This window comes from Roseateles sp. 22389 (genome assembly GCF_052044995.1).
Lineage (GTDB): Bacteria > Pseudomonadota > Gammaproteobacteria > Burkholderiales > Burkholderiaceae_C > Roseateles.
In genome coordinates, this window is record NZ_JBQEOF010000009.1 from 24,164 (window position 1) to 48,397 (window position 24,234).

At 70.6% G+C, this 24,234-nt stretch carries 17 protein-coding genes; 11 read left to right on the forward strand and 6 right to left on the reverse strand.

The features are described 5' to 3' along the window. Window positions 1-15: 15 nt before the first annotated feature. Window positions 16-1,173, reverse strand: coding sequence for an ATP-binding protein (locus ACTJKJ_RS13910; RefSeq protein ID WP_440820825.1), 1,158 nt, complete (start codon window positions 1,171-1,173; stop codon window positions 16-18). A 241-nt stretch (window positions 1,174-1,414) separates the two neighbouring features. Continuing rightward, window positions 1,415-2,098 (reverse strand): nucleotidyltransferase family protein, encoded by a 684-nt coding sequence (locus ACTJKJ_RS13915; protein WP_440820826.1) that lies wholly within the window; start codon window positions 2,096-2,098, stop codon window positions 1,415-1,417. Between the two features lie 213 nt (window positions 2,099-2,311). Here ACTJKJ_RS13915 and tkt point away from each other — a divergent pair, with 213 nt between their 5' ends. The 4 genes from tkt to ACTJKJ_RS13935 all read left to right on the forward strand — a co-directional run bounded on the left by tkt (window position 2,312) and on the right by ACTJKJ_RS13935 (window position 8,914). Further along, window positions 2,312-4,372: a transketolase gene (tkt, locus tag ACTJKJ_RS13920; protein ID WP_440820827.1), complete on the forward strand. Its 2,061-nt coding sequence runs from the start codon at window positions 2,312-2,314 to the stop codon at window positions 4,370-4,372. Between the two features lie 211 nt (window positions 4,373-4,583). Then, on the forward strand, window positions 4,584-5,642 hold the full coding sequence (locus ACTJKJ_RS13925) for a hypothetical protein (protein WP_440820828.1): 1,059 nt from the start codon (window positions 4,584-4,586) through the stop codon (window positions 5,640-5,642). Between the two features lie 217 nt (window positions 5,643-5,859). Further along, window positions 5,860-6,858, forward strand: coding sequence for a type I glyceraldehyde-3-phosphate dehydrogenase (gene gap / locus ACTJKJ_RS13930; protein WP_091730889.1), 999 nt, complete (start codon window positions 5,860-5,862; stop codon window positions 6,856-6,858). Window positions 6,859-7,084: 226 nt separating this feature from the next. Next, window positions 7,085-8,914, forward strand: a complete 1,830-nt coding sequence (locus ACTJKJ_RS13935; RefSeq protein WP_440820829.1) for a S8 family peptidase — start codon at window positions 7,085-7,087, stop codon at window positions 8,912-8,914. A gap of 23 nt (window positions 8,915-8,937) precedes the next feature. Here the strand turns inward: ACTJKJ_RS13935 and ACTJKJ_RS13940 are convergent, their stop codons facing one another. The 3 genes from ACTJKJ_RS13940 to ACTJKJ_RS13950 all read right to left on the reverse strand — a co-directional run bounded on the left by ACTJKJ_RS13940 (window position 8,938) and on the right by ACTJKJ_RS13950 (window position 11,182). Continuing rightward, a complete protein-coding gene (locus ACTJKJ_RS13940) occupies window positions 8,938-9,663 on the reverse strand; it encodes a hypothetical protein (protein WP_440820830.1) in 726 nt (241 codons plus the stop codon). 6 nt (window positions 9,664-9,669) lie between these two features. Further along, window positions 9,670-10,539: a biotin--[acetyl-CoA-carboxylase] ligase gene (locus ACTJKJ_RS13945; protein WP_440820831.1), complete on the reverse strand. Its 870-nt coding sequence runs from the start codon at window positions 10,537-10,539 to the stop codon at window positions 9,670-9,672. Window positions 10,540-10,744: 205 nt separating this feature from the next. After that, a complete protein-coding gene (locus ACTJKJ_RS13950; protein ID WP_254783533.1) occupies window positions 10,745-11,182 on the reverse strand; it encodes an SET domain-containing protein in 438 nt (145 codons plus the stop codon). A 358-nt stretch (window positions 11,183-11,540) separates the two neighbouring features. Between ACTJKJ_RS13950 and ACTJKJ_RS13955 the strand changes: the two genes are divergently transcribed. Then, entirely contained in the window at window positions 11,541-14,171 is a 2,631-nt protein-coding gene (locus ACTJKJ_RS13955; RefSeq protein WP_440820832.1) for a DNA topoisomerase III, read from the forward strand. Window positions 14,172-14,196: 25 nt separating this feature from the next. Here ACTJKJ_RS13955 and ACTJKJ_RS13960 read toward each other — a convergent pair whose 3' ends face one another. Continuing rightward, window positions 14,197-15,105 carry a LysR substrate-binding domain-containing protein gene (locus ACTJKJ_RS13960; RefSeq protein WP_440820833.1) on the reverse strand — a complete coding sequence of 303 codons (909 nt, stop codon included), beginning with the start codon at window positions 15,103-15,105 and terminating at the stop codon, window positions 14,197-14,199. 182 nt (window positions 15,106-15,287) lie between these two features. Between ACTJKJ_RS13960 and ACTJKJ_RS13965 the strand changes: the two genes are divergently transcribed. From ACTJKJ_RS13965 to ACTJKJ_RS13990, 6 genes are all read left to right on the forward strand, one after another. Next, window positions 15,288-15,926, forward strand: coding sequence for a glutathione S-transferase family protein (locus tag ACTJKJ_RS13965; protein ID WP_440820834.1), 639 nt, complete (start codon window positions 15,288-15,290; stop codon window positions 15,924-15,926). A gap of 19 nt (window positions 15,927-15,945) precedes the next feature. After that, a complete protein-coding gene (locus ACTJKJ_RS13970) occupies window positions 15,946-16,875 on the forward strand; it encodes a pyridoxamine 5'-phosphate oxidase family protein (protein WP_440820835.1) in 930 nt (309 codons plus the stop codon). 193 nt (window positions 16,876-17,068) lie between these two features. Continuing rightward, entirely contained in the window at window positions 17,069-18,898 is a 1,830-nt protein-coding gene (locus ACTJKJ_RS13975) for an ATP-binding protein (RefSeq protein WP_440820836.1), read from the forward strand. 182 nt (window positions 18,899-19,080) lie between these two features. Beyond that, a complete protein-coding gene (locus ACTJKJ_RS13980) occupies window positions 19,081-20,067 on the forward strand; it encodes an AEC family transporter (protein WP_440820837.1) in 987 nt (328 codons plus the stop codon). A gap of 61 nt (window positions 20,068-20,128) precedes the next feature. After that, window positions 20,129-21,046: a GNAT family N-acetyltransferase gene (locus ACTJKJ_RS13985; RefSeq protein WP_297389810.1), complete on the forward strand. Its 918-nt coding sequence runs from the start codon at window positions 20,129-20,131 to the stop codon at window positions 21,044-21,046. Window positions 21,047-21,303: 257 nt separating this feature from the next. Then, window positions 21,304-24,186, forward strand: coding sequence for a M16 family metallopeptidase (locus ACTJKJ_RS13990; RefSeq protein ID WP_297389807.1), 2,883 nt, complete (start codon window positions 21,304-21,306; stop codon window positions 24,184-24,186). Window positions 24,187-24,234 lie beyond the last annotated feature (48 nt).

The following is a 24,234-nucleotide window of genomic DNA, read 5'->3' on the forward strand; positions in this document are numbered from 1 at the left end:
GGCCTGCCCTGCCGCTCACGCGGCCTTCTGCCCCATCACCGTGACGCGCCAGGTCGAGTTCGTCAGCAAGCCGCCTTCCTCCAGCGCTTCGCGGATGCCGAACTCCTCGAGGGCGTAGACGCCATGGACCGAGCGCCACAGGAAGCCCTTCTCCTTGAGCGCATCCAGGGCCGCCTGCACGGTGTGGAGGTTGATGGGCTCGGTGACTTCGTTCCCGTCGTCCACCTCGATGACCATGCGGTAGGTGTCCATCGTCCGTGTCCAGAAGGGGACGAAATTACGCCCCTGCGCGGCCAGGACGCGGAGCACGGCGGACTGCAACGGGCTGAGCAGGCCGACCAGCGCGAGCAGGTTGTGGATGCGGGCCCGCGCGCGGGACTCGACCGCCTCGGCGAAGGTGGCGTGTGCTTCGTCGGCCGTCCAGTCGCCACGCGCGGCCAGCGCGCTCAACCCGGCCTGCATCCACTCGGGGCGATGGCCCGCGCGATCGAAGATGGCCATGAGGCCATCGACCGTCAACGCCGCGGACGCCGGCGCTCGATCGCGCACCCAGGCGAGATAGTCGGCGCCCAGCACGGGGAATTCCTGCATCGGCGCGCAGAAGAAGGCCTGGTCCTTCCATTCGACGAGCATCGCCAGCTTGTTGCGGTTTGAACCGGTGGCGACGATGCGCAAGCCGTGGTGCGGACCCATGTTCAGTTTGTCGCGCGCGGCTTTCAGCGCGTACAGGACGTTGCTGCCTCGTGCGGTCGTGATCGCATGCTGGGCTTCGTCGATGATCAGCACGATCATCCGCCCGCATTCATCGGAGAGCGTGGCCAGCGCGCGCGCCAGGGAGACCTGCTTGCCGAGGCCGACACGGTCCATGGTGAAGGCCAGTCCTCCGACCTGGACGCGCTCCATGCCGGCCGCGCGGGCGAAGCGCAGGACCACGCCGTCATGGCGGGCCATTTCCTCGCGAATGGCTTCGGTGATGACGTCGCCCGGATCCTGATCGCGCTCCTGCCAGAGATCGGCGTAGATCACGATGGCATCGCGCTGCCTCAATTCGGGGCAGAGATCTTCTCGAAGAAAGGTCGACTTCCCGGTGCGTCGGCGGGCGCCGAGGAACAGACCCGAACTCGCGGGCGCGAGATCGTCATCCAGGATGTGCGTGGCCAGCTCGGCGGCCAATTGAGTGCGATGAAAGACTTCCACGGACGGGACTCCAGATCGATGAGGCAGGCTCGGCGGGGCCAATCGCGATGCCATTCGGCCAGCCGCGATTGGAAGCGGAGCCAGGATGCTGTGCGCATCCGGCGGAGCCATGTCTGATCTCGATCAAGGAGGTCCTGCGCATCCCTCCTCAGCAGGTGTCCCGAAGGAAAGGAGCGGTTGTTGTCAGCGCGGGGTCAGGCCTGTCAGCGCCCGGCGTTCAGCGCCCATCGTTCAGTTCTTCCAACTGATCCGGCGAACCCACGTTCGCCCAGGGCCCGGTGTAGAGCTCCGCGGTCACCGCGCGCGCCTGGATCGCGCGGTCCAGGCTGACGCGGATGCGTTGGTGCTCTCCTGGCTGCACGCCGTCGAAGAAGGCGCGCTTGTAGAGGCCGATGTTGCTGTAGACCTCGAGGTTGCCGTCGATCGTCGCGAAGCCGGCCGCGTCGATGCCGAAGTCGCCGGTCGGATGGCGCGGCTGCTTCGGCACGAACCACAGGTGCGCCAGCAGCGGGCTCGCGGCGAAGGCCGCGGCCTGGGCCGAATCGAAGACGAAGTCGGGGATGAAGATGTCGGCCGAGACTGCCCAGAAGGCCTCGTCGCCGTCGGCGCACAGCAGGTCCAGTGCCGTCGCGATGCCGCCGCCAGTCTCGAGTGCGCGGCCGTAGCGCGCGCCTTCGTGGCTGTAATGCAGCCGCAGGCCCCAGCGCCCGCCGTTGCCGAGCGTCGCCTCGAACTGCTCATGCAGCCAGGCGGTGTTGATGACGACGTCGCGGATGCCGGCGCGAGCGAAGGCCTCGATGTGCCATTCGATCAGCGGCTTGCCGCGCACTTTCAGCAGCGGCTTGGGTGTGTGGTCGGTCAACGGCCGCATGCGCTCGCCGCGCCCGGCCGCGAGGATCATGGCTCGCATCGATTCACCAGAAAAATTAGCCCGACAGTTTAGAGCGCTCCCCTCTAGTGACCCGCCGCGGAGTCGCTTTGGGATGCTCCGCTAGGCGCGAACCGGAGCCATAGCCTGGCTATGGCGAGGATTTGCAACAACGCGGAGCGCCCAAAGCGGCTTCGCGGCGGGTCACTAGAATGCGGGGTTTGCCCACTCCCGCCCCAGATCACCATGGCCGACTCTGCCGCAGCTGCCGTCTCCCCGAACACCACCCAGATGGCCAATGCCATCCGTGCCCTGGCGATGGACGCTGTCCAGCAGGCCAATTCCGGTCACCCGGGCGCCCCGATGGGCATGGCCGAGATCGCTGTCGCGCTGTGGAAGCGCCACCTGCGCCACAACCCGGCCAACCCGCTGTGGCCGGACCGCGACCGCTTCGTGCTGTCCAACGGCCACGGCTCGATGCTGATCTACGCGCTGCTGCACCTGACCGGCTACGACCTGCCGATCGCGGAACTCAAGGCTTTCCGCCAGATGCACTCCAAGACGCCGGGCCACCCGGAAGTGGGCATCACCCCGGGGGTGGAGACCACCACCGGCCCCCTCGGCCAGGGCATCACCAACGCCGTCGGCCTGGCGCTCGCGGAAAAGCAGCTGGCCAAGGAATTCAACCGCGACGGCCACGCCATCGTCGACCACCACACCTACGCGTTCCTGGGCGACGGCTGCCTGATGGAAGGCATCAGCCATGAAGCCTGCTCGCTGGCCGGCTCGTGGAAGCTGAACAAGCTGATCGCGATCTACGACGACAACGGCATCTCCATCGACGGCCAGGTCGGCCCCTGGTTCGGCGACGACACCGCCAAGCGCTTCGAGGCCTATGGCTGGAACGTCGTCGGTCCCGTCGACGGCCACGATGTCGACGCGGTCGACGCCGCCATCGCGCTGGCCAAGACCAGCAAGGACAAGCCTTCGCTGATCATCGCCAAGACCCACATCGGCAAGGGCAGCCCGAACCGGGCCAACACCTCCAAGGCCCACGGCGAGCCGCTCGGCGCCGAGGAAATCAAGCTGACCCGCGAGGCGCTGGGCTGGTCGCACGAGCCCTTCGTGCTGCCCGCCGAGGTCTACGCCGACTGGGACGCCAAGGCCGCCGGCACCGCGGTGGAAACCGCCTGGGACGACAAGTTCGAGGCCTATGCCACCGCCTTCCCCGAACTGGCCGCCGAGTTCTCGCGCCGCATCGCCGGCGTGCTGCCGCCCAACTTCGCCGACGTCGCGGCGCAGGCCGTCATCGGCGCGCACGACAAGGCCGAGACCGTCGCCTCCCGCAAGGCCAGCCAGCTGGCGCTGGAAGCCTTCACCGCCGCGCTGCCCGAGCTGCTGGGCGGCTCGGCCGACCTGACCGGCTCCAACCTGACCAACACCAAGAGCACGCCCGCCTTCCGCCTGGAAGCCGACGGCAGCTCCAACGGCGGCCGCCACATCAACTACGGCGTGCGCGAGTTCGGCATGGCCGCGATCATGAACGGCGTCGCGCTGCATGGCGGCTTCATTCCCTACGGCGGCACCTTCCTGACCTTCAGCGACTACAGCCGCAACGCCATCCGCATGGCCGCGCTGATGAAGCTGCGCGTGATCCACGTCTTCACGCACGACTCCATCGGCCTGGGCGAGGACGGCCCGACGCACCAGTCGGTCGAGCACGTGTCCAGCCTGCGCCTGATCCCCGGCCTGGACGTCTGGCGTCCGGCCGACACAGCGGAAACGGCCGTCGCCTGGACCATGGCCCTGGCCAACGCCCAGCGCCCGAGCGCGCTGGCGCTGAGCCGCCAGAACCTGGTCTACCTGAAGAAGTCGGGCGAGGCCGTCGACGCCATCACCAGCGGCGGCTACGTGCTGAGCGAACCGGCCGACATCGGCCTGAAGAAGAAGGCGCAGGCGGTGCTGATCGCCACCGGCTCGGAAGTGCAGCTGGCCATCGCGGCGCAGCAGCAGCTGGCCGTGGCCGGCATTCCGGTGCGCGTGGTTTCGATGCCTTGCACCAGCCTGTTCGACCGCCAGGACGCCAAGTACAAGCAGAGCGTGCTGCCGGACGGCCTGCCGCGCGTGGCCATCGAGGCTGGCGTGACCGACCTGTGGTGGAAGTACGGCGTCTCGGCCGTGGTCGGCCTGGACACCTACGGCGAATCGGCCCCGGCCAACGTGCTGTTCAAGCACTTCGGCTTCACGCCGGAGAACGTCGCCGACACCGTCAAGGTGGTGCTCGGCAAGGCCCGGCTGAAGGGCTGATCGGCGCCCCGGGCCCAAGTGGGCCCCAGTCGTCTCCCTCGAAGGGGTGCCTCTGGCACCCCTTTGTCGTTTCCGCCCATCGGAGGCCGCCGAGTCCCCTGTTTCCTGACGGCCGCTTCACGCGGCCGCGCCTAGACTGCCCGCGCCCGCCAGCGACCCGCCCCACGAGCCGGCGCGCGGGCCCAGGGACAGGACAACACGGAGGACTCCCATGACTCGACCTCGTCTGGCCGCCACGGCCCTGCTCGGCCTGCTCGCCGCCTTGATCGCGCACGGCCCGGCGTCGGCCCAGCAGAACGACATCTCGCCGCTTCCCGTCGACCCGGCCACCAGCCCGCTGCGCTGCCTGCAGCAGCCCGAGGCCCCACTCGAGTACCCCGCCGAGGCGCGCCGCCTGCAGTTGGACGGCACCGTGCGCGTCGGCCTGGCGTTCACGGCGCCGGACCGGCCGCCGGAGGTCGAGGTCCTCGCGCGCTTCGCCGATGAGCGCTTCGTCAACGCGGTGCGCGAGCGCGTCGCCGCCTACCGCCTGCCCTGCCAGGCCGCCGCCCGCGGCACGGTGCGCGCGGTGCAAACCTTCGTCTTCCGCCTGCGGGAGCCGGTGCCGGTGCGCTGGTCCCAGCCGGTCGAGCTCCAGGACACCGACCGCGCCCGCGCCATGCGCGCCTGCCTGCGCACGCCCGACGACCAGCTGCAGGTCAATGCCTCGCGCTTCGACCAGAAGACCGTCGGCAACGTGATGGTCCGCATGACCTTCACCGCCCCGGACCAGCCGCCCGAGGTCCAGGCCCTGTACGCCTCCACCAGCGGCAACACGCAGGACGCGATCCTCGACCGCGCCCGCAGCTACCGCCTGCCCTGCCTCTCGGCCGAGGACCGGCCGATGAGCTTCGTCCAGCACTTCATCTACCGCAAGCACGACGCCGGCCGCGCCAGCTTCAAGGACGAGGTCACGCTGGGCGAGTTCCTGTCCAACATCAAGGGCATCCGCCAGCAACAGGCTGAGTTCGACTTCGACACGATGAACTGCCCGCTCACCGTCGCCTGGACGCTGGGCAAGCCGGCGCTGGCCAACCGCGTCGGCGAGATCGGTACCGAACGCGACCCCAACCGCGCCGAGTTCCTGGCCTGGCTGGCCGGCCTGGAGATGGACCTGACGCCGGATCGCTTCGAGCACCTGCTGGGCCGCATGGTCAAGATCAAGGTCGCCTGCGGCACGCTGCGCCTGCAGCCGGCCACGACGGCCGCCGCCGCGCCCCTGGCGCCGTGATGTAACCGCGCGGTTCCGCGCGGTGAAACCCGGTAACCCGTTCGAAACGAGCGGGCGCGCCGATCTGTTCAAATCGTGCGTTTCCGGCGCCCGCGCCCGGCCCTCGTGCCGGGCCTCGCGGATGCACCGACCGAACACCTCCGCGGCACGACGTCCACTGGCTGGGCGACGCGCCCATGACGTCATCGATTCATTTCACTCGCAGGAGACTTTCCTCATGACCATCAAGATCGGTATCAACGGCTTCGGTCGCATCGGCCGCATGGTGTTCCGCGCCGCCGTGGCGAACTTCAAGGACATCCAGATCGTCGGCATCAACGACCTGCTGGAGCCGGACTACCTGGCCTACATGCTGAAGTACGACAGCGTGCACGGCCGCTTCGACGGCGATGTGGCGGTCGACGGCAACACCCTGATCGTCAACGGCCAGCGCATCCGCCTGACCCAGGTCAAGGATCCCGCCGAGCTGAAGTGGAACGAGGTCGGTGCCGACATCGTCGTCGAGGCCACCGGCCTGTTCCTGACCAAGGAAACCGGCGAGAAGCACCTGGCCGCCGGCGCCAAGAAGGTCATCATGTCGGCCCCGTCCAAGGACGACACGCCGATGTTCGTCTACGGCGTCAACCACACGACCTACGCCGGCCAGGCCATCATCTCCAACGCCAGCTGCACCACCAACTGCCTGGCCCCGCTGGCCAAGGTGCTGAACGACAAGTGGGGCATCAAGCGCGGCCTGATGACCACCGTGCACGCCACCACCGCCACGCAGAAGACCGTCGACGGCCCGTCCAACAAGGACTGGCGCGGCGGCCGCGGCATCCTCGAGAACATCATCCCCAGCTCCACCGGCGCCGCCAAGGCCGTGGGCGTGGTGATCCCCGAGCTCAACAAGAAGCTGACCGGCATGTCCTTCCGCGTGCCGACCTCCGACGTCTCGGTCGTCGACCTGACCGTCGAGCTCAACAACGAGGCCTCCTACAAGGAGATCTGCGCCGAGATGAAGGCCCAGAGCGAAGGCGCCCTGAAGGGCGTACTGGGCTACACCGAGGACAAGGTGGTCGCCACCGACTTCCGCGGCGACCCGCGCACCTCGATCTTCGACGCCGAAGCCGGCATCGCCCTGGACGGCACCTTCGTCAAGCTGGTGTCCTGGTACGACAACGAGTGGGGCTACTCGAACAAGGTGCTGGAGATGGTCAAGGTCGTCGCCAAGTAAGCGACCTGGCCCCTTTCCCCGAAGCCCCGCCCCGGCGGGGCTTTTCATTTGTGCGCGTACCGTTGGCGTCCCGGATACGGCCCGTCACAACCGCCGCAGGGCGCCGAGTCGATCGGTGTGAGAAATCCCTCATCGCTATTGCTCTACTGCAAATGTGTCAGGGGATTAGTGATTTCTCGGTGATGGCCACCCTAAACTGGTTAGCCCAGTTTTGTGGAGCCGTCGCATGTCCGTGCTGTCTTTGCCCAAGCGCCTGGCCGCTGCCGTGGCCGTGTTCGGGTTGTTCGGAGCTGGTGGCGCCAGCGCGGTGACCGGGACGTCGGTCCGCCCCGACCAGCAGCCCGATTTCGCCCGGGTGATCGTGCGCTTCAAGGCCCAGGCCGACGCGGTGAAAGCGCGCCCGCTGGCGATGCGGGTGACGGCCTCCGAGGCCCGCGACATCGCCCAGGTCCGCGGCACGACGCTGGGTCTGCGCCATGCGGCGTCCCTGCATGCCCGCATCAGTCTGGACAGCCGCACCCACGTCTACACCGCCAGCGGCATGAGCTCGGCCGAGCTGGCGCGCCGGCTGGCCCAGGACACCGAGGTCGAGTCGGTCGAGGTCGACCGCTGGTGGCGGCATTTCTCGGTGCCCAACGATCCGCTGTACGCCACCGCCGCCTCGGCGGGCGTCACCGTCGGCCAGTGGTACCTGAAGACGCCGGACGCGACGGTGGTCTCGTCGATCAACGCGCCGGCGGCCTGGGACCGGGCGACCGGCACCGGCGTCGTCGTCGCGGTGCTGGACACCGGCGTGCGCTTCGATCATCCCGACCTGAGCGGCCAGTTCGTCGGCGGCTACGACCTGGTGGGCTACAACCAGGGCGGCACGGCGACCTCCACCCAGATCGCCGCCGCCAACGACGGCAACGGCGCCGACAGCGATGCGAGCGATCCCGGCGACTGGGTCAGCCAGGCCGACATCGACTCGGGCGCGCTGGGCAGCACCTGCACGTCCGACGACATCGGCAACAGTTCCTGGCACGGCACGCGGGTATCGGGCCTGATCGCGGCGCTCACCAACAACGGCCAGGGCATGGCCGGCCTGGCCTACAACGCGAAGATCCTGCCGGTGCGGGTGCTGGGCAAGTGCGGCGGCTGGGCCTCCGACATCGCCGCGGGCATGCGGTGGGCGGCCGGCGTGGACGTGCCGGGCCTGCCGACGAATCCCAACAAGGCCAAGGTGATCAACCTCAGCCTGGGCGGCGACGGCAGCTGTGGCTCGACCTACCAGGACGCGATCAACGCCGCCTACAACGCGGGCGCGACGGTCGTGGTGGCGGCGGGCAACGGCGTCGAGAACGACGACCCGACCAAGGAAGGCGGCATCGCCGTCGGCACGCCGGCCAACTGCAACAACGTCATCGCGGTGGCCGGCCTGCGGCATGTGGGCACCAAGGTCGGGTTCTCCAACCTCGGCCCGCAGGTGACGATCAGCGCGCCTGGCGGCAACTGCGTCAATACCACCGCCGGCAGCACCTGCCTGTATCCCATCCTGTCGACCAGCAACGCCGGCACGACGACCCCGGTGGCGGGCAGCGGCGCGTTCAACTACAGCGGCACGGGCACCAGCTTCTCGACGCCACTGGTCAGCGCGACCATCGCGCTGATGCTGTCGAGCAATCCGGCGCTGACGCCGGCGCAGATCAAGGCGGCGCTGCAGAGCTCGGCCCGCGCGTTCCCGACGGCGAGCGGCGTCGCGCAATGCGTGGCCGGCAACAGCGCGCAGCCGCAGCTCGAGTGCAACTGCACGACCAGCACCTGCGGCGCCGGCATGCTGGACGCGAATGCGGCGGTGGCTGCGGTTGCGCCGACGACCAATACGCCCACCACCCCGACTACGCCGACGACACCCACGACACCGACGACACCGACGACGCCCGACACTCCTACGGAACCCTCGTCGGGCGGTGGTGGTGGTGGCGCGATGAGCGCCTTCTGGCTGGCCGCGCTGGTGCTGGCGATCGTGGCGCTGCGCTGGCCGAGGGCTGGCGTCAAAGGGCCCTCAACGCCCTAAAAGCCCGAAAGGTCCTGAGGGCCTCAACGCGCAGTGGCGCCCGAGCCGGCTCCGTTGGTGGCGCTCGCGCCTGATCCCGCGCCGTTGGCGGCGCTGGCTTCGGAGGCCGCCGTCGGCGCCTCGGCGGCGCAGTCCTTGCGCTTCTCGCCCCAGGGCGGGTTGGACAGCGCGTTCAGCTTGCCGATCTGCACGCCATCCAGGCGCGCCAGGCGCAGCGTCGTCTGCCGCAGCGGCTCCTGCAGTCGCAGCACGCGCAGGCCCTTGTAGTTGCGACGGGTCATCGCGTCGAGCGCCGCCTGCGCCGCCGCCTCGCTGTCGTGCTTGCTCAGCACCAGCGTCGGCTGCTCGTCGGGGAAGCCCTGCAGCGGCTCGAAGGCGATCCGGGCATTGCGGTAGGTCTCTTCCTTGCGCTCGCGGAAGTCCTTGCTGGGCATCTTGATCGTGGCCAGCGCCCACACGCCGCCGGTGTCGACCACGCGCGACTCGATCGCGGCGCCAGGCACGCCAGCCGAGGCCAGCGTCGCATTCGCGCGCTTGAGCAGCTCGTCGCCGATCAGCGGTCCGAGCTCGACACAGCTGCGCGTGGCCAGCTGCGTCACCGCCTGCTGGTTGAGCAGCGACAGGCGCTGCGGATTGACCTGCTGCTCCAGCCGCGGCGCGGTGGCGGCCGCCCCCCCGACCCAGCCCTTGTTCCACGCGAACACCAGCACATTGGCGACGAACAGCAGGACGACCGCGGCGCGCAGCATCGCGGCTTACCCCTGCGCGCCGGCGGACGCGCCGCCGAGCCGCACGCTCACCTCGCCGCCGCTGACCGTCTGGCGGCCCTGGGCGGTGTCGATCAGCAGTTCGCCGCGTTCGTTCACGCCGGCCCCGGTGCCTTCGAGCGCCCCGGCGGTGATCGCCTTGCCCTGCAGCAGGTCGCGCGCCGCGAAGCGCTCGCGCCAGGCGCCGAAGCCCTCGCGCGGGAAGGCGGCCAGCGCCTTCACCAGCACCGGCGCCAGCCGCGCCAGCGCCTGCGGCGGGGTGATGTCGGGCAGCAGTTCCTGCAGGCAGGCGAAGCCGGTGTTGAGCTGCGACTCGGCCACCTTGGCGCGGTCCGACACATTCAGCCCCACGCCGATCACCGCCATGCGCGACGACCCGGCGGGCACGGTCTCGATCAGGATGCCGCCGAGCTTGCGCTCGTCCAGCCACAGGTCGTTGGGCCACTTCAGGCCGAGCCGGCGGCTGTCGGGATCGAGCGCCTCGGCGATGGCCGCGCCGACCACCAGGGACAAACCCGACCAGTCCGCGATCTCCAGCGGCAGCGACAGCGAGAAGGTCAGCGACGCGCCGGCCGTGCTGTGCCAGCTGCGGCCCTGGCGACCGCGGCCATGGGTCTGGTGCTCGGCGATCAGCAGGCAGGGATGCAGGTCGTGCTGGCGGCGTCCGTAGGGACGATCGCCCGCCCGGCCGCCACCACCGCCACCGCTGGCCGCGGCGCCTTCATCGCGCCGCACGCGCTCGACCAGGGTGGCGTTGGTCGATTCGACCCGCGCCAGCACCTCGATGCTGAGCCCCGGCAGCAGCGGCTCCAGGTCTTGCCAAAGGGCTTCGGCGCCCCAGTTCTGATGTTCTTGCATCGCCGCGAATGTGATCCTGCGATTCCCGTCTTGGTCTTCCCGGGCCGGTCGGTCCGGTGGTCGTGGATGGGCGGAGTCTAGAGGGAGACGCCCCCCTTCCGGGGGAGCGGCACCACGAATCGGTGGCTGTAGGACCTGACAGGGTCCCCCCGCCACCCGTTCGGCGCCCGCTCGACGCCTTCCCGGCCGGGGGACCGATCCGCCCTCAGCGCCCCTTGGGCGCGAGCATCGTGCCGCGGCAGCCCGGCGTGCCGCAGCGGCACTCGAAACGCTTCTTCAGCTTGGGCGTATAGCGTTCCTCGATCACCAGCCCATAGTCGTAGAACAGCTCCTCGCCCGGGTAGATGTCCGTCAACGCGTGGATGAACACCCGGCCCTTCTTCTCCCGCGCTTCGCAGTTGGGGGTGCAGGCGTGGTTGATCCAGCGCGCGCGGTTGCCGTCGACGGCGGCGTCGATGACCCCACCGGTCTCGAGGTGGAAGTAGAAGGTATGGTCCGGCTGCGACGGATCGTGGGGATGGCGGCGCAGCGCCTCGTCCCAGTCGATGCGCTCGCCCTTGTATTCGATGAGCTTCTCGCCCGCCTTCAGCGGCTCGACCGCGTAGACGCCGCGGCCATGCACGCCGGACGCCCGGACCTCGATCCGGGCGCTGCGCTTGCCCGGCTTGCCGGCCTTCCCGGACTTGTCCGCCTTGTCAGCCTTCTCGGCCTTTTCTGCCTTGTCCGCCTTCTTCCCCTTGCCGGCCTTCTCCGCCTTCCTGGCCTTCTTGAACTTGCTGGCCTTGTCGGCCGGGACGGCGGCGGCGCCGGTCTCCGGAGCGGTGGGCGGGAGCTGCGAATCGGGACGCTGTTGCGGCATGGAGCGAGTCCGGTACATTGAATTCATGGGTGCGCGCGCGTGCACACACGTACGTAGGTGCGTGGGCGCGCGCGAGGCCGGATTGTAGGCAGGCGTTCACGAGGATTTCGGACGCCTGAACGAAGACGAAAGAAACAAGCGCATGAGCAAGGCATTGGTGATCGCGGAGAAGCCGTCGGTGGCGCAGGACATCGTCAAGGCGCTGACCCCGCTGTCGGGCAAGTTCGAGAAGCACGACGAGTATTTCGAGAACGACGAGTACGTCGTCAGCTCGGCCGTCGGCCACCTGGTGGAGATCAAGGCGCCGGAGGAATTCGACGTCAAGCGCGGCAAGTGGAGCTTCGCCCACCTGCCGGTGATCCCTCCCCACTTCGACCTGAACCCGATCGACAAGAGCAAGGGCCGGCTCAACGCGCTGGTCAAGCTGATCAAGCGCAAGGACGTGACCTCGCTGATCAACGCCTGTGACGCGGGACGCGAAGGGGAGCTGATCTTCCGCCTGATCGTCCAGTACGCCGGCACCGCCAAGGCGCAGGTGGCCAAGCCGGTGAGCCGGCTGTGGCTGCAGTCGATGACGCCGCAAGCGATCCGCGAGGGCTTCGAGCGCCTGCGCACCGACCAGCAGATGCTGCCGCTGGCCGACGCCGCGCGCTGCCGCTCCGAGGCCGACTGGCTGGTGGGCATCAACGGCACGCGCGCGATGACGGCGTTCAACTCGCGCGATGGCGGCTTCTTCCTGACCACCGTGGGCCGCGTGCAGACGCCGACGCTGTCCATCGTCGTGGAGCGCGAGGAGAAGATCCGCAAGCACGTCTACCGCGATTACTGGGAGATCCGCGGCACGTTCGACGCCGAGGCCGGCCAGTACGAGGGCAAGTGGTTCGACCCCGCGTTCAAGAAGAACGCCGAGGACCCCGAGCAGCGCGCCGACCGCGTCTGGACGCAGGCCGAGGCCGATGCCATCGCGGCCGCCGCCAAGGGCCAGCCCGCCACGGTGACCGAGGAGTCCAAGCCCAGCACCACCGCCAGCCCCGGCCTGTACGACCTGACCACGCTGCAGCGCGAGGCCAACTCGCGCTTCGGCTTCTCGGCCAAGACGACGCTGGGCCTGGCGCAGGCGCTGTATGAGAAGCACAAGGTGCTGACCTATCCGCGGACGGACTCGCGCTACCTGCCGGAGGACTACCTGGGCGTGGCGAAGCAGACCGCCGAGATGATCGCCAGCGAGGACCTGCCCGGCCCGCTGCAGGCGCTCGCGCCGCACGCGCGCACGGCGCTGGACAAGGGCTACATCAAGCCGACGAAGAAGGTCTTCGACAACGCCAAGGTGTCGGACCACTTCGCCATCATCCCGACGCTGCAGCCCCCGCGCAGCCTGACCGAAGCCGAGGCCAAGCTCTACGACATGGTCGTCAAGCGCTTCCTGGCGGTGTTCTTCCCGCCGGCCGAGTTCCAGGTCACGACCCGCATCTCGACGGTGAAGACGGCGGCCAAGTCCTATGCCTTCCAGACCAACGGCAAGGTGCTGGTCAAGCCGGGCTGGCAGGCGGTCTACGGCAAGGAAGCCACCGACGAGAACGCCGAGCCGGGCACCAGCGGCGCGATGCTGGTGCCGGTGAAGACCGGCGAGGTGGTGCGCACCGAGGACACCGAGGTCAAGGCGCTGGTGACCAAGCCGCCGGCGCGCTACACGGAAGCGACGCTGCTGTCGGCGATGGAAGGCGCGGGCAAGCTGGTCGACGACGACGAGCTGCGCGAGGCCATGGCCGAGAAGGGCCTGGGCACGCCGGCCACGCGCGCCGCGATCATCGAAGGCCTGCTGGCCGAGAAGTACATGCTGCGCGAGGGCCGCGAGCTGATTCCCACCGCCAAGGCCTTCCAGCTGATGACGCTGCTGCGCGGGCTGGGCGTGGAGGAACTGACCAAGCCGGAGCTGACCGGCAACTGGGAGTTCCAGCTGTCCGAGATGGAGAAGGGGCGGCTCAAGCGCGAGGCCTTCATGGCCGAGATCGCCGCGATGACCGAGAAGGTCGTGCGCAAGGCCAAGGAGTACGACCGCGACACCATCCCCGGCGACTACGCGACGCTGAAGACCCCGTGCCCGAAGTGCGGCGGCGTGGTCAAGGAGAACTACCGCCGCTTCACCTGCACCGGCCGGAGCGGTGACGGCGAGGGCTGCGGCTTCTCGATTCCGAAGATCCCGGGCGGCCGCAGCTTCGAGCTGCACGAGGTCGAGGCCTTCCTGCGCGACAAGAAGGTCGGACCGCTGGAGGGCTTCCGCTCCAAGGCGGGCTGGCCCTTCACGGCCGAGCTGGCGCTGGTCTTCGACGCCGAGATCGACAACTGGAAGCTGGAGTTCGACTTCGGCGAGGACGCGAAGAAGGCCGAGGAGAACGGCGAGCCGGTGGACTTCAGCGGGCAGACCTCGCTGGGCCATTGCCCCAAGTGCGGCGGCCGCGTCTTCGACTTCGGCAGCAACTACGTCTGCGAGCACGCGGTCGGCGACAAGGTCACCTGCGACTTCAAGAGCGGCAAGATCATCCTGCAGCAGCCGGTCGAGCCGGAGCAGGTCACCAAGCTGCTGGCCACCGGCAAGACGGACCTGCTGGAGAACTTCGTCTCCAACAAGACGCGCCGCAAGTTCAAGGCCTTCCTGAGCTACGACAAGAAGGAAGGCAAGGTGGTGTTCGAGTTCGAGCCGCGCGCCGCCAAGACCGGCGCCAAGCCGGCCGCCAAGAAGGTCGCCGCCAAGAAGGCGACCGCGAAGGGCTGATGGTTGGAGGCGCCCCCGCGGCGCCTCAGCGCAGGAAAGCTTCGCCGGCCAGCACCGGCTGGTCGCGCAGCCGCGCGGCCATGTGGTCGATCAGCAGCCGCAGCGGCGCCGGCACGCGCCGGCCGGCGGCGTGCACCAGGTGCACCGGCGCGGCGGGGATCTCATGGTCCGCCAGCACGATGTGCAGCCGCCCCGCCCGCACCGCCTCCGCCGCCTGGTAGACCTGGCAGCGCGCCAGCCCCACGCCAGCCTCGGCCGCTGCGATGCCGGCCGCGCTGTCGTTGACCATCAGCGTCGGGGTCAACGCCTGCGATCCCTCGCGGAAGCGCCAGGGCGTCATGCCCTGGCCGTCGAAGTAGCCGGCCACGATGCGATGCCCCACCAGCTCGCGCGGCGACCGCGGCTCGCCGGCCCGGGCGAGGTAGTCCGGCGACGCCACGATCACCCGCCGCATCGCGCCCACCGGCACCGCCGTCAGCCCCGAGTCCGGCAGGTGGGCGATCCGCACCGCCAGGTCCTGGGCCTCGTCCAGCAAGGACACGACGCGGTCGACCAGCAGCAGCTTCATCCGCATCCGCGGGTACTGCTGGAGGAACTCGGCCGCCAGCGGCGCGACATGCAGGCGCCCGAACATCGACGGCGCGGTCAGCGCCAGCAGCCCGGCCGGCTCGGCCTGCGCGCCGGCGACGGCGGCTTCCGACGCGTCGAGGTCGCCCAGGATGCGGCGGCAGTCGACCAGGAAGCGCTCGCCGGCCTCGGTCAGCCGCACCGAGCGCGTGCTGCGCTGGAACAGCTGCGCGCCCAGGCGCTGCTCCAGCGCCGCGATCGCGCGGGTGGCCGCCGGCGCCGAGCAGCCCAGCCGGCGCGCTGCGCCGGCGAAGCTCTGCGTGTCGGCGACGGCGACGAAGCAGCGCAGGCGTTCCAGGTGGTCCATGGCGATTCGCCGTCCGGGCAGAACGGCGTTCATTATTTCGACAGCTGCAATTCTCAATGATCTCCTCCGGCCATTCCGGTCACGCGCCGCAATGGATACGGTAGAGGCCTTGCTGATCCACGATGGAGCCTCGCTCGATGAACGCCTCTCCCCCCGCCGCAAGCTCTCGGGCTTCGACACCCATGGCCACGACCGCCGGCGCCGCGAGCGCCCCGGCCGCCCCGCTGCGCCTGCACCGTCTGGCCGCGTCGGGCCATTGCCACCGCGTCGAGCTGCTGCTGTCGCTGCTGGGCCTGCCTTACGAGGTGGTCGACCTCGACCTGCGCCGCGGCGACCAGCTCCAGCCGGCCTTCCTCGCGCTGAACGCGCTGGCGCAGGTGCCGGTGCTGGAGGACGGCGAGCTCGTGCTGCCCGAGAGCAACGCGATCCTGGTCTACCTCGCGACCCGCTACGCGCCGGAGGCCGGCTGGCTGCCCCGCGACGCGGTCGAGGCCGCCTGGCAGCAGCGCTGGTTCAGCCTGTCGGTGAGCCTGCTCGGTCCGGGCGCGGCCTCGCCGCGCTACCGCGCGCTGACCGGCCAGCCGGTGGATCCGGCCTCGCTGGCGCTGGGGCACCGGCTCTTCGCGCTCATCGAGGACCGGCTCGCCCGCGCCGCCTTCCTCGTGGCCGACCGACCGATGCTGGCCGACCTCGCGTTCTACGGCTACACCTCGCAGGCGCCGATCGGCGGCGTGTCGCTGAGCGACTACCCGCGCCTGCGCGCCTGGCTCGCGCGCATCGAGGCGCTGCCCGGCTTCGTCCCCCTCACCAACCAGCTCTGAACGACGCCGGAGGCTCCCCATGGACAAGTCCTGGCACCCCGGCGAGCAGACGCTGCAGGCGCGCGTCGGCATGCGCGAGCGCATGGCCGAGATCGGCCCGCAGGTGATCCGGGACCACATGCCGGACCAGCATCGCGAGCTCTTCGGCAAGCTGCCGACGATGCTGCTGGGCGCGCTCGACGCCGCGGGGCAGCCCTGGGCGACGATGCTGGCCGGCCCGCCGGGTTTCGTCGCGACATCCGACGCGCGGACGATGACGATCACGACGGCGCTCGACGGACAGGACCCGGCGCTGGCCGCGCTGCGCGCGCGCGGTCCGGGCGCGCCGGTCGGCCTGCTGGGCCTGGAGCCGCACACCCGGCGTCGCAACCGGATGAACGGCCGGCTCGCGGCGATGTCGGAAGGCGGGCTCGAGGTGGCCGTCGTGCAGAGCTTCGGCAACTGCCCGAAGTACATCCAGGCGCGCGACCCGCTGCGCTGGGACGACACGCCGCCGGCGCTGGCGCAGCCGCTGGGCGCGGCGCTCGATGCCGGCGCGCTGGCCTTGATCGAGGCCGCCGACACCCTCTTCATCGCCAGCGCCTCGGCGCCTGTGCCCGGCGACGGTCGCGCCGAGGGCGTGGACGTGTCGCACCGCGGCGGTCCGCCGGGCTTCGTCGCGGTGCAGCGGCGGCTGGATGGCGGCGTCGAGCTGCTGATCCCCGACTTCCCCGGCAACCGCTTCTTCATGACGCTGGGCAACCTGCTGCGCCATCCGCGCGCCGGCCTGCTGGTGCCGGACTACGCCGGCGGCGAGCTGCTCCACCTGGCGGCGGATGCGGAGATCGTCTGGCGGGACGACGCGCGCGGGCTGCGCCTGCGGGTCACCGCCGGCCTGCGCCGGCCGGGCGCGCTGCCCTGGCGCTGGAGCGCCGCGCAGCTCGCGCCGCAGTTCGAGCCGGCGCCCTAGCGGCGTCCGTGGCATCCGCGGCGGCGGCCGCAGCCCAGGCGCCGCGAGTGCCCGCGGCGCCCCTTTCGCGCGCCCTCAAATCGCAACCCGTGAAATCCTGGGGGCCGGTTCGTGCCTGCGTGCCGGGCGCGCTCGCGCATTTGCGCGACACTCGGCCGCAAACAACGTGCGAGTCAGGAGAGGGCATGCGGTCATGGGCCGATCGACGCTGAGCATCCAGACGCGGCTGGTGGCCGCGCTGAGCCTGAGCGCGACGGTGCTGGTGGGCTTGATCGGTCTGTACTGGGTCGACCGCCACGAGCACGAACTCAACGAGGCGCTGACCGAGCGCCAGCAGCGCATGGCGCAGCTGGTGGCGCGCGGCTTCGCCGAGCCGGTCTGGAACCTGGACAGCGCGGCGCTGTCCGAGCTGCTGGACGCGGTGATGGCCGATCCCGAGGTCCAGTCCATCACCCTGGCCGCGCCCGGCCTGGAAACCCTGCAGCGCGCCCGCGAGACGCCGCCGGTGCGGCCGCTGACGCTGGAATTCGAGCTCAGCCATCGCGCCGGCGCCCAGGGCGCGGCCGGGGCGCTCGGCCGCGCGACGCTGGTCTACACCCGCAGCTACATCGACCAGACGCTGGGTGAGACGCGCCGGCTGGTGGCCAGCCTGCTGGCCACGGTGCTGGCGGCGATCGCGCTGACCAGCTACGTGCTGGTGCGCCGCCTGGTGGAGCGGCCGGTCTCGCGCCTGCGCGGCCTGGCGCAGCGGGTGGCCAGCGGCGAGCTCGGCGCCCACATCCAGCCCGAGCATGCCGACGAGATCGGCGACCTGACCGACCAGCTCAACGCGATGAGCGCCAAGCTGCGCGACTTCGCCGAGGGCCTGCGCAGCAGCGAGCAGCGCTACCGCAGCCTGTTCGAGAACGCGGCCGAAGGCATCTTCCAGGCCGACGGCCATGGGCGGCTGCTGCGCGTCAACAAGGCGCTGGCCCACATGCTGGGACTGGGCCGGCCCGAGGACGCGCAGGGCGTCACGCTGCGGCGCGTGGTGCGCATCGAGCGCGACGAGTACCGGCGCCTGGCCCTCGCGCTGGAGCGCCACCGGCTGCTGCAGCAGGTGCCGCTGCTGGTGACCACCCGCGACGGACGCGACCTGTGGGTCGAGCTCAGCCTGCACCTGGTGCTCGACGGCGCGCCGCGCATCGAGGGCCTGGTCAGCGACATCACGCTGCGCCGGCTGGCGGAGCAGGAACTCACCCAGCATCGCGACCACCTCGAGGAACTGGTCACCGAACGCACCGTCGAGCTGTCCCAGGCCAAGCAGCGCGCCGAGGCGGCGAACCAGGCCAAGAGCCGCTTCCTGGCGACGATGAGCCACGAGTTCCGCACGCCGCTCAACGCCATCCTCGGCTTCGCGCAGCTGCTGCAGATGGATGCCTCGCTCAGCGAGGCGCAGCAGCAACGCATCCGCCTGATGCGCGAGTCCGGCGAGCACCTGCTGGTGCTGATCACCGACCTGCTGGACGTCGCCAGCATCGAGGCCGGCAAGCTGACCCTGCAGCTCAGCCCGCTGGACCTGCGGGCGCTGCTCGAGATCTGCAGCGAATCGATGCGGCCGCGCGCCGCCGAGAAGGGCCTGGCCTTCGACGTCCACCTCGACGCGCAGCTGCCGACGCGGGTGCGCGCGGACGGCCAGCGGCTGCGCCAGGTGCTGCTGAACCTGCTGTCCAACGCGGTCAAGTTCACCGACCACGGCCGGATCGGGCTGTCGGTGGACGTCGTGGCCCAGGGCCCGAGCAGCCTGATGCTGCGCTTCACCGTCTCCGACACCGGCATCGGCATGGCGCGCGAGCAGATGGAGCGGCTGTTCCAGCCCTTCGAGCAGGTGGCGGACCTCTCGCGCCGCGCCGGCGGCACCGGCCTGGGCCTGGCGATCAGCCAGCAGCTCGTCCGCCTGATGGGCGGGGAGATCACCGTCCAGACCTCGGTGGACGAGGGCAGCCGCTTCAGCTTCGCGCTCGAGCTGCCGCTGGCCTCGTAGCCCAGCCCCCGGCTTCCCCGACGCTCGCCCGCTCCCTTGCCCCCGCGCCCCCGGTCCGCGGCCTCACGGCCTCACGGCTACACGGGTCCCCGGCCTCACGGCCACACGGCCCTTGCGTTAGCCCCGGCCCACTGTGCGGGCGGCGCCCGGCGCGCGCGGGCGCTTGGGCATACTTCCCGGCCATGACTGCCGTCCTGTTCTACAAGCTGCTGGCGATCTTCATCGCCGCGGGGATGGGCTGGTTCGTCGGACACATGCGTTGGCTGGGCAAGGCCGGCGGCGAGAACGATCCCGCCCGCATCCTCTCGAACCTGGCGTTCTACCTGTTCGTCCCGGCGCTGATGTTCCGCACCACCGCGCGGGTGGAGTTCTCCGCCCTGCCCTGGCTCACCGTCGCCGCCTTCTTCGCGCCGGTGGTGCTGATGCTGGTGGCCGTCTACCTCTACGAGCGCCAGCGCCATCCCGACAGCCCCGCCGCCCCGGCGGTGCGCAGCATCACCGCCAGCTTCGGCAACACGCTGCAGGTCGGCGTGCCGCTGGTGGCCGGCGTCTTCGGCGAAAGCGGCCTGGCCGTGCACATCACCGTCGTGAGCCTGCACGCGCTGACGCTGCTCACCGTCGCCACCGTGCTGGTGGAGATGGACCTGGCGCGCCACAGCGCCGGCGGCGCCAGCCTCGGGCGCACCGTCGCCACGACGATCCGCAACACCGTCATCCACCCGGTGGTGCTGCCGGTGCTGTGCGGCTTCGCCTGGCACCTCACCGGCATCCCGCTGCCCACCGTGCTGGACGAGGTGCTGCAGATGCTGGGCAGCGCCGTGGTGCCGCTGTGCCTGGTGCTGATCGGGATGTCGCTGGCCTACTACGGCCTGCCGCGCGGCGCGATCCGCTCGCTGCTGGGCCTGGCCGTGCTCAAGCTGCTGGTGCTGCCGGCGCTGGTGCTGGGCATCGCGCACTGGGGCTTCGGCCTGTCGGGCATGCCGCTCGCCGTGATCGTCATGATGGCGGCGCTGCCGCCCGGATCGAACGCGATGATGTTCGCGCAGCGCTATCGCACGCTCGAGGCCGAGGCCTCCGGCGCCATCGTGGTGGGCACGCTGCTGTTCGCGCTCACCGCGCCGCTGTGGCTGGCGATCCCCGCCTGGCTGGACGGCGCCGGCGCGCCGTGACGAGCGGCGCCGCGGCCCGCGCGCGGCACCATCGCCGTTCCCACCGATCGTTAGGAGCCCCATGACGGCATCGCCCTCCGACCCGACGAGCACCTCCGCCCCGCGTTTCGCCTTCGTCCGCGGCGACGAGATCGCCCCGCAGGCGCTGCATGCCGCCTTCACCGCGGCCTTCTCCGATTACCTGATCGGCCCGTTCCAGATCCCGCCGGCGCAGTGGCCGATGTTCCTGGCGCGGCAGGGCGTGGACCTGGCGCTGTCGCGCGTGGCGCTCGACCCGGCGGGCGCGGCGCTGGCCTTCGCGTTCGTCGCGCCACGGCCGCTGGCCGGGCGCTGGCGCCTGGCCACGATGGGCGCGCTGCCCGCCGCGCGCGGAACCGGCGCCGCGCCAGCCCTGCTGGACGACCTCATCGCCCGCGCCGCCGCCGCCGGCCTGCGCGCGGTGGAGCTGGAGGTCTTCGCGCAGAACGAGCGCGCGCGGCGGCTCTACGAGGGCCGGGGCTTCACCGTGCGGCATCGGCTGGACGGCTACACCGCCGAGCCCGGCACGATCGCGACGGCGCCGCCGGAAGGCCGGACCGCGCCGCATGCGGTGGAGATGCCGGTCGCGCTCGCCTGGCTGGAAGCCGCGGAGCAACGCCTGCCCGAGCTGCCGCTGCAGGTGACCGCGGCGACGCTGCGCCATGGCGTCGACTACCACGCCTGGCAGGTCGGGGCGTCCGGCGACGGAGAGGAGCCCGGCGGCGACGCGACCGCGCAGGTCGTCTTCAGCCTGCCCGACGAGACCGTCATGGTCCACAGCCTGGTCGCCCCGCGCGAGGCCGACGCGCGCGCGCTGGTCCAGGCGCTGGCCGCCGTGCATCCGCGGCGCCGGCTGCGCGTGCCGCAGTTGCAGCGGGACGACCTCGGCGGCGCGGCCTTGCGGGCGCTGGGGGCGGTGCCGCAGCCGCTGCACCAGCAATGGATGCTGCGCCCGCTGTGAGGCGGCCTCGGAGCCGCTTCGGTGCCGAAGCGGTGCCGTATCGGTGCGGCTTCCATGCCATGCCGACGCCATGCCGACGCCATGTCGACACCATGTCCACGCCCTATCGACGCCGCGTCGACGCGGTCTTGACGCCCGTCGGCCACGCGGGCGCGGTACCCTCGCCCCGCCTTGATCTGCCTGAGTTCCGGCACTTGTGAGGGCCGCCCGCTTTGGATAGCGTGCGCCGCACCAACCTTGAAGGGAAGCGTCCCACCATGCGATTCATGCCCGCGGCGCCCGCCGCCATCACCCTGGCTGTCCTGACCGCGCTCGGCGGCCTTCACGCGGCCGTCGCCGCGCCGGCGGCCGCCGCCGGCACCAGCGCCGTCTCCACCGTCGGCGGCACGCTCAACGTGAAGCTGGAGAAGGTCAAGCTGCCCAACGGCTTCGAGGTGATCCTGGTCGAGGACCACCGCCTGCCGCTGGTGGCCTTCAACCTGTGGGTGCATGCGGGTCCCCGCAACGAGGCCAAGGGCCAGACCGGCTTCGCCCACCTGTTCGAGCACCTGATGTTCGCCGGCACCCGGCACATCCCGCGCGGCCAGGCCGACAAGATCATCGACGCCGCCGGCGGCACCGATTCCAACGGCACAACCGACTTCGACCGCACGAACTACTTCTTCACGTTGCCGTCCAACCAGCTCGAATTGGGCCTGTGGCTGAAGTCGGACATGCTGGGCTACATGATCGACGAGGTCGATTCGGTGTCACTGGCCAACCAGCAGGACGTGGTCCGCAACGAGCGCCGCCAGTCGGTCGAGAACCGGCCCTACGGCATCGTCGAGGAAGCGCTGTACCAGGCGCTGTTCCCCGAGGGCCATCCGTACCGCGCCACCGTGATCGGCTCGCATGCGGACATCCAGTCGATCAAGCTGGAGGACGTGAAGGCCTTCGCCCGCAGCTACTACCGGCCCAACAACGCCACGCTGGTGCTGGCCGGCGACTTCGACCCGGCGCAGGCCAAGCGGCTGGTGCAGAAGTACTTCGGCCCGCTCAAGGCCGGGGATCCGGTGCCGCCGGTGCACGTGGCGCAGCCCCGGCTGACCGAGGAAAAGCGCATCGAGGTGACCGACCGCATCGAGCTCTCGCGCCTGGACGTGGCCTGGCACACGCCCGCCGTGTTCCAGCCCGGCGACGCGGAACTGGACATCGCCTCGCACGTGCTGGGCGGCGGCAAGTCCAGCCGCCTCTACAAGACGCTGGTCTACGACAAGCAGCTGGCGCAGTCGGTGCAGGTGCAGCAGTACTCGCTGTCGCTGGGCTCGGTGTTCTCGATCGAGGTGGTGGCGCGGCCGGGCAAGTCGCTGGACGAGATCCAGAAGATCGTCGACGACGCCGTCGCCGAGCTGGCCACCAATCCGCCCACGCCCGAGGAGATGGCCCGCGCCCGCGCCGCGATCGAGACCGGCACGCTGTCGCGGCTGGAGAAGGTCCAGGCCCTGGCCGACCAGATCAACTACTACAACCAGCAGGCCGGCGACCCGAACTACATCGGCAAGGACCTGGCCCGCTACCAGGCGATCACCCCGGCGCAGGTCCGCGACGTGGTGGCGCAGCAGCTGAAGAAGAACGCCCGGGTCGTCGTGCTGGCCACGCCGGGCGAGCAGAAGCTCGCCGCCGAGGTGCCGACGCCGCCGGCGCCCACGAAGGCCGCCCAAGGCGAGCGCGAGTCGATGAACCCGGACGTCGCCTGGCGCAAGACGCCACCCAAGGGCGGCAAGGCCAAGGCGCCGGTGCTGCCCGAGGGCCGGCGCCTGACGCTGGCCAACGGCCTGACGCTGATCCACATCCCCAACCCGGGACTGCCGCTGGTGAGCGCGACGCTGGTCGTGCGCGCGGGCCAGACCGCCAATCCGGCGGACCGGCCGGGCCTGTCGAGCTTCACCGCCGGCATGCTGCAGCAGGGCACGCAGACGCGTACCGCGCAGCAGATCGCCGACGAGGCCGCCGCGCTGGGCGCCGCGATCAGCAGCGGCGCCGGCCGCGACGAGGCCCGCATCGAAGCCAGCAGCCTCAAGCGCAATTTCCCGCAGACGCTGGCGCTGATGGCGGACGTCGCGCTGCATCCGGCGTTCGATGCGGCCGAGATCGCGCGCATGCAGAACCAGCGCCTGGCCGCGCTGCAGCAGCAGCGCGAGCAGCCGCCGGCGGTGGCCGCAATCGTCGCCAACCGGGTGGTCTACGGCGAGGACCATCCGCTGGCGAAGGCCTCGCTGGGCGATGAAACGGCGATCAAGGCCACCGACGCGGCCGCGCTGCGCCAGTTCTGGTCCACCCACTACCGGCCGGACCAGGCCGCGCTGGTGGTGGCCGGCGACATCTCGGCCGACGAGCTCAAGGCGCTGGCCGAGCGCCTGTTCGGCGGCTGGGCGCGCCCGTCGACCGCGGCGGCGACGGTGAACACCGCCGCGCCCCAGCCGGTGGCCGCACGGGTCGTGCTGGTCGACAAGCCGGGCGCGCCGCAGACCGCGCTGAGCGTCGTGGCTCCGGGCCCGAAGGCCGGCACGCCCGACGCCGAGGACATCAAGGTCATGAACGCCGCGATGGGCGGCCTCTTCACCTCGCGGATCAACACGCAGCTGCGCGAGGTCAAGGGCTACACCTACGGCATCTATTCGGCCTACACGATGAACCGCGACAGCGGCCTGTTCGGCATCCGCGGCAGCGTCCGCACCGACGTGACCGGTCCGGCGCTGAGCGACATGTTCAAGGAGATCGAGGGCATGCGCGCCAAGCCGATGGGCGCCGAGGAACTGAACCGGGTGCGCAACGCGCAGCTGCTGGCGCTGCCTGGCCTGTTCGACACCAACCGCGTCGTGGCGTCGAGCTACGCCAGCGAGTGGGCGGTCGGCATGCCGGCGGACAGCATCACCGCGCTGCCCCGCAAGTTCGCCGCGGTCACCGCGAACAGCGCCTACCAGGCGACCAGGACCCACGTCGACCCGGCGGCGCTGATCGTCGTGGCCGTCGGCGACAAGGCCAAGGTGCTGCCGCAGCTGGAGGCGCTGGGCCGCAAGCCGCTGGAGATCCGCGATCCGCAGGGCGCGCCGGTCGGCGTGACCGCGCCGTCGATGCCGTCCTCCGCCGCGAAGCCCTGACCGGGCTTCGGCAACGCCCTCTTCCCCTCGCGGGAAGAGGGGATGAAG

Bases quoted from the DNA above. Each gene is read 5' to 3' on its own strand.
- ACTJKJ_RS13945 (WP_440820831.1), bottom strand. From the start codon at position 10,539: ATGCAAGAACATCAGAACTGGGGCGCCGAAGCCCTTTGGCAAGACCTG.
- ACTJKJ_RS13955 (WP_440820832.1), top strand. From the start codon at position 11,541: ATGAGCAAGGCATTGGTGATCGCGGAGAAGCCGTCGGTGGCGCAGGAC.
- ACTJKJ_RS13970 (WP_440820835.1), top strand. From the start codon at position 15,946: ATGGACAAGTCCTGGCACCCCGGCGAGCAGACGCTGCAGGCGCGCGTC.
- ACTJKJ_RS13915 (WP_440820826.1), bottom strand. From the start codon at position 2,098: ATGATCCTCGCGGCCGGGCGCGGCGAGCGCATGCGGCCGTTGACCGAC.
- ACTJKJ_RS13985 (WP_297389810.1), top strand. From the start codon at position 20,129: ATGACGGCATCGCCCTCCGACCCGACGAGCACCTCCGCCCCGCGTTTC.
- gap (WP_091730889.1), top strand. From the start codon at position 5,860: ATGACCATCAAGATCGGTATCAACGGCTTCGGTCGCATCGGCCGCATG.
- ACTJKJ_RS13925 (WP_440820828.1), top strand. From the start codon at position 4,584: ATGACTCGACCTCGTCTGGCCGCCACGGCCCTGCTCGGCCTGCTCGCC.
- ACTJKJ_RS13940 (WP_440820830.1), bottom strand. From the start codon at position 9,663: ATGCTGCGCGCCGCGGTCGTCCTGCTGTTCGTCGCCAATGTGCTGGTG.
- ACTJKJ_RS13965 (WP_440820834.1), top strand. From the start codon at position 15,288: ATGGCCACGACCGCCGGCGCCGCGAGCGCCCCGGCCGCCCCGCTGCGC.
- ACTJKJ_RS13960 (WP_440820833.1), bottom strand. From the start codon at position 15,105: ATGGACCACCTGGAACGCCTGCGCTGCTTCGTCGCCGTCGCCGACACG.
- ACTJKJ_RS13935 (WP_440820829.1), top strand. From the start codon at position 7,085: ATGTCCGTGCTGTCTTTGCCCAAGCGCCTGGCCGCTGCCGTGGCCGTG.
- ACTJKJ_RS13990 (WP_297389807.1), top strand. From the start codon at position 21,304: ATGCGATTCATGCCCGCGGCGCCCGCCGCCATCACCCTGGCTGTCCTG.
- ACTJKJ_RS13975 (WP_440820836.1), top strand. From the start codon at position 17,069: ATGGGCCGATCGACGCTGAGCATCCAGACGCGGCTGGTGGCCGCGCTG.
- ACTJKJ_RS13980 (WP_440820837.1), top strand. From the start codon at position 19,081: ATGACTGCCGTCCTGTTCTACAAGCTGCTGGCGATCTTCATCGCCGCG.
- tkt (WP_440820827.1), top strand. From the start codon at position 2,312: ATGGCCGACTCTGCCGCAGCTGCCGTCTCCCCGAACACCACCCAGATG.